The sequence below is a fragment of the Nitrosospira sp. Nsp13 genome, assembly GCF_900101945.1.
Lineage (GTDB): Bacteria > Pseudomonadota > Gammaproteobacteria > Burkholderiales > Nitrosomonadaceae > Nitrosospira > Nitrosospira multiformis_D.
Genome location: NZ_FMVD01000034.1, coordinates 1 through 4,340, shown reverse-complemented (window position 1 = coordinate 4,340; position 4,340 = coordinate 1). Strand labels below are relative to the sequence as shown.

General features: G+C 61.7%; 4 protein-coding genes. All 4 read left to right on the top strand.

Translation table 11 applies throughout. The annotated features are described in order from the left end of the window. Window positions 1–13: 13 nt before the first annotated feature. The gene (locus BLO43_RS16120; RefSeq protein WP_074630778.1) at window positions 14–1,723 is read left to right on the top strand and encodes a multiheme c-type cytochrome; all 1,710 of its coding nucleotides are present in this window, start codon (window positions 14–16) and stop codon (window positions 1,721–1,723) included. Then, entirely contained in the window at window positions 1,720–2,895 is a 1,176-nt protein-coding gene (gene haoB, locus BLO43_RS16115; protein WP_090908057.1) for a hydroxylamine oxidation protein HaoB, read from the top strand. The genes BLO43_RS16120 and haoB overlap by 4 nt, the downstream gene beginning before the upstream one ends. Before the next feature lie 216 nt (window positions 2,896–3,111). Next, window positions 3,112–3,819, top strand: a complete 708-nt coding sequence (cycA, locus tag BLO43_RS16110) for a cytochrome c-550 CycA (RefSeq protein WP_074630780.1) — start codon at window positions 3,112–3,114, stop codon at window positions 3,817–3,819. Further along, window positions 3,816–4,340: NapC/NirT family cytochrome c (locus BLO43_RS16105; RefSeq protein ID WP_090908059.1), on the top strand; the 525-nt coding region annotated here is incomplete at its 3' end. The genes cycA and BLO43_RS16105, both read left to right, overlap by 4 nt.

Here is a 4,340-nt window from a genome sequence, read left to right as displayed (position 1 = left end):
AAGGAGAAGAGAGATGGTTGTCAAGCTTGGGCTGAGGCTCATAACGCTGACATGCGGGGCGCTGCTGGCGGCGTCTTCATGGGCGAACTTTCCCAGCGTCCCGAAGGAGATGTACAAAGCGCTGAACCTGGAACAAACGGCCACGCCCAAGGAACTGCATGAAGCGGTGACCAAGCGCTACAAGGACCCGGCGCAAGGGGCGGGACGTGGGACCCTGGCGCAGTACTGGGAACCGGTACCGTACAGCATGTACATGGACCCGGCCTCATTCTACAAGCCACCGACCTCGATGAAGGAAGTGGCGGAGCGCCAGGAATGCGTCAAGTGTCACACGGACGAATCGCCGGTCTGGGTGAATGCGTGGAAGAAGAGCACGCATGCCAACCTGGACAAAGTGCGCAACCTCAAGCCGGACAGCCCGATCTACTACAAGAAAGCCAAGCTGGAAGACGTGGAGAAGAACCTGCGCTCCATGGGACGGCTGGGCGCGACCGAGAAGCTGAAGGAAGTGGGCTGTATTGACTGTCACGTCGACATCAACACCAAGAAGAAAGCCGACCACATGACTGAGCTGCGCATGCCCACGGCTGACGTCTGCGGCACCTGCCACCTGCAGGAATTTGCCGAACGCGAATCCGAGCGCGACACCATGATCTGGCCGAACAAGCAATGGCCGTCGGGACGGCCCTCGCACGCGCTGGACTGGAAAGCCAACGTAGAAGTTGCGGTATTTGCCGCCATGCCGCAGCGCGAGATCGCTGAAGGCTGCAGCATGTGCCACACCAACCAGAACAAATGCGACTCCTGCCACACCCGTCACGAATTCTCCGCGGCCGAATCGCGCAAGCCCGAAGCGTGCGCCACCTGCCACAGCGGGGTTGACCACAACAACTGGGAAGCTTACTCCATGAGTAAGCACGGCAAGATCGTCACCATGATGGGCGACAAATGGAACTGGGAAGTCTCGCTCAAGGACGCCTACTCCAAGGGTGGCCAGACCGCCCCGACCTGCGCGGGCTGCCACTTCGAATATGAAGGCAAATACAGCCACAACGTCACACGCAAGATACGCTGGGCCAACTACCCTGCCGTACCTGGCATCGCCGAGAACATCAACAGCGAATGGTCGGAAGCGCGCCTGGACTCCTGGGTCAAGACCTGCACCTCCTGCCACTCCGAGCGTTTTGCCCGCTCCTACCTGGAATTCATGGACAAAGGCACCCTGCACGGCCTGGCCAAATTCAAGGAAGCGCACAACGTCGCCGAGCAACTCTACAAGGATGGCCTGCTCACCGGGCAGAAGACCAACCGTCCGGCGCCGATGGCACCGGATAAGGAAATGTTCGCCGGCTTCACCCAGCTCTACTGGTCCAAGGACAACAACCCCGCGGCGATCGAACTGAAAGCGCTGGAAATGGGAGAAAACGACCTGCCCAAACTGCACGTCGGCCTGGCCCACGTCAACCCGGGCGGCTGGACCTACACCGAAGGCTGGGGACCGATGAACCGCGCCTACGTCGAAATCATGGACGAAAACACCAAGATACGCGAAATGGCGGCACTGCAGGCACGGGTAGCCAAAATGGAATCGAAGCGCACCAGCCTGCTGGATCTTGACAGCAAGGACGACAAGCTCTCGCTGGGTGGCCTGGGCGGCGGCATGCTGCTGGCCGGCACCCTCGCGCTGGCTGGCTGGCGCCGGCGCGAGAAAAGCGGGCATTGACCGCCTCCTCCGCCACAACCCCCTCCCCCGCAGCACGGGGAGGGCTGGGAACTAAACTCCTCCCGTCACTGGGCATCCTCCTGGTGACGGGAGGTTTACTTTTACTCATCTGGTTTGCCTGGCTCTGGTTCAACCCGGCGCCCGCACCCTACCGCTACACCCTGGTCAAGGAAGGCGCGGCTACCCAATTTGGCCCGCTGGGTCTCGATGCTTGGCCGGACCTCACCGTCGCCCAATATGAAATCCACGCCGACGGCGTGAACGATCCCATCGCCCTGGCCACCACCGCCCGGCGCGGTGCGACTCCGCCCATCCTCATCAGCTGGGAGAACCGCAGCAGCGAACTGCTCATCTCCCTCGACAGCAAACTCAATGAACTGACCGCGCTGGCTGCCGCCATCGACAAGTATGCGGCCAAGGACGCGCGCATCCTGGCGTGGTGGGACACCTCACGCCAGATCAAACTACTGGCCGGGCGCGACACCCTGTTTACCCAGCACCTGGGCGAGCCCCTCATCCTCCCCTTGCCCTGGCAGGCCTACAGCGACTCCGTCCGTCACTACGAAGACCAATTCTGGGGCGCCCCGGCCTCGGCTGACGAGCGGCGTAACTTCCAGCACTTCGTCGACGCCCTCATCGCCGAACCCGTCAAGGGCGCCGCCCTCCTGCGCCAACTGGCCGGCCTGCAGGACAGCGCGGGCAAGACCCCGGACAAGGCCCCCTCTGAAGCCTACATCGTCATCCACGTCACCGACCTCTACAAACTGGGACTGATGCGCCCCGAGCAATTCGACATCACCTACAAGCACTTCCCCATGGAAGGCAACATGCACGGCATGATCGGCTACCTCAAGAAATGGATGCAGGAAAACAACTTCGCCACCTACACCCTGCAATCCCTCTCCGACAGCATGGTGCGCGGCTACTTCCTGCGCGACGAGAAAAGCAGCCACAGCCTCCTGGCGCAGATGCTGCCCTTCACCAACTCCATGCCGCTGGACCTGACCGTCCTGCAACTCATCTACCAGCAGGGCGGCTACTGGGTCTACAAAATCCCCTCCGCCGCTGACGCCGCGGCGGCACCCTCCGCCGTCCCTGCACCTACCGGCGCCGGCGCCGACGACGCCCCTCGTTCCGACGACGCCCCCACCCCGGCCACCCCCGCCTCCTGAGGCGGATTCCCCCCTGCCGGTAGTAGCAGCAGCGGCGCCGACCCGGCCGGCCAGGCTGGTTGACCGAGGGCGCACGCGCGGCGGTACCAGTGGTACCACAAAGAGTGATGGTACTGGTGCTACCCGTTTAGCGCAACCAGCGATACAGTACCGGCATAATTGGGTTTTATACATATAACAACGATCAACGGATATATTTGCCCGAAGGAGAAGACCATGCGCCATTCCCTGACACTTGCCCTTGCCGCTGCCGCCATGTTTGCGCTGCTATCCGGCAGCGCCTCCGCACAATCATTTGAAGGCCGCAAGAAGTGTAGTTCCTGTCACAAGAGCCAGGCTGAATCATGGAGCCAGACGGCGCATGCCAAGGCCATGGACTCGCTCAAGCCCAACACCAAGGCCGAGGCCAAGAAAAAGGCCAAGCTCGACCCCAAGAAGGACTACACCAAGGACAAGGACTGCGTAGGCTGTCACGTCGACGGCTGGGGCAAGGAAGGCGGCTACACGGTTGAGGACCCCAGCAAATTCACCAGCGGTGTCGGCTGCGAATCCTGCCACGGCCCGGGCGCCAAGTATCGCGGCATCCACCGCAAGGCGGGAGCGGCCTACGAGAAATCGAAGAAGACCGCGCCGCGTTCGACCCTGGCGGAAGCGGGACAGGACTTCGCCTTTGAAGAATCCTGCAACGCCTGCCACCTGAACTATGAAGGCTCGGGCTGGAAGGGCACCAAGAAGCCCTACACCCCGTTCACCCCGCAAGTGGACAAGAAATACACCTTCAACTTCGACAAATACGTCAAGGACGTCAAAGCCATGCACGAGCACTACAAGCTGGACGGCACCTTCGAAGGCGATCCGAAGTTCAAGTTCCATGACGACTTCCAGTCCACGGCCAAGGTCGGCGAGAAAGGCTCGGAGGACTGATGGGAATACGCGCGGGCGGCACCCTGCTCACGGGTGCCTTGCTGGGGGTAGTCATGGTAGCGGTGGTATTCGGCGGCGAGGCCGCCGTCTCCACCACCGAATTCTGCACCAGCTGTCACTCCATGTCCTATCCGGCGGAGGAACTCAAGACCTCCTCGCACTATGGCGCCCTGGGCGCCAACCCGGGCTGCAAGGATTGCCACATCCCGCAGGGCTTCAAGAACTTCCACCTGGCGGTGGCGACGCATGTGGTGGATGGCGCGCGCGAGCTGTACCTGGAATTTGCCAACGACTACTCCACGCTGGAGAAATTCAACGAGCGCAGGCTGATCATGGCGCACGATGCGCGCATGAACCTGAAAAAGTGGGACAGCAACACCTGCCGCGAATGCCACAAGAACCCGCAGCCGCCTGGTGCCGATGCCAAGGCCGCGCACAAGAAGATGGAGACCGAAGGGGCCACCTGCATCGACTGCCATCAGAACCTGGTGCACAAGGAAGTCGCCGAGACCGACCTCAAT

Excerpts from the sequence above, each read along its gene's own strand:
- BLO43_RS16120 (WP_074630778.1), top strand. The coding sequence starts at position 14 with ATGGTTGTCAAGCTTGGGCTGAGGCTCATAACGCTGACATGCGGGGCG.
- cycA (WP_074630780.1), top strand. The coding sequence starts at position 3,112 with ATGCGCCATTCCCTGACACTTGCCCTTGCCGCTGCCGCCATGTTTGCG.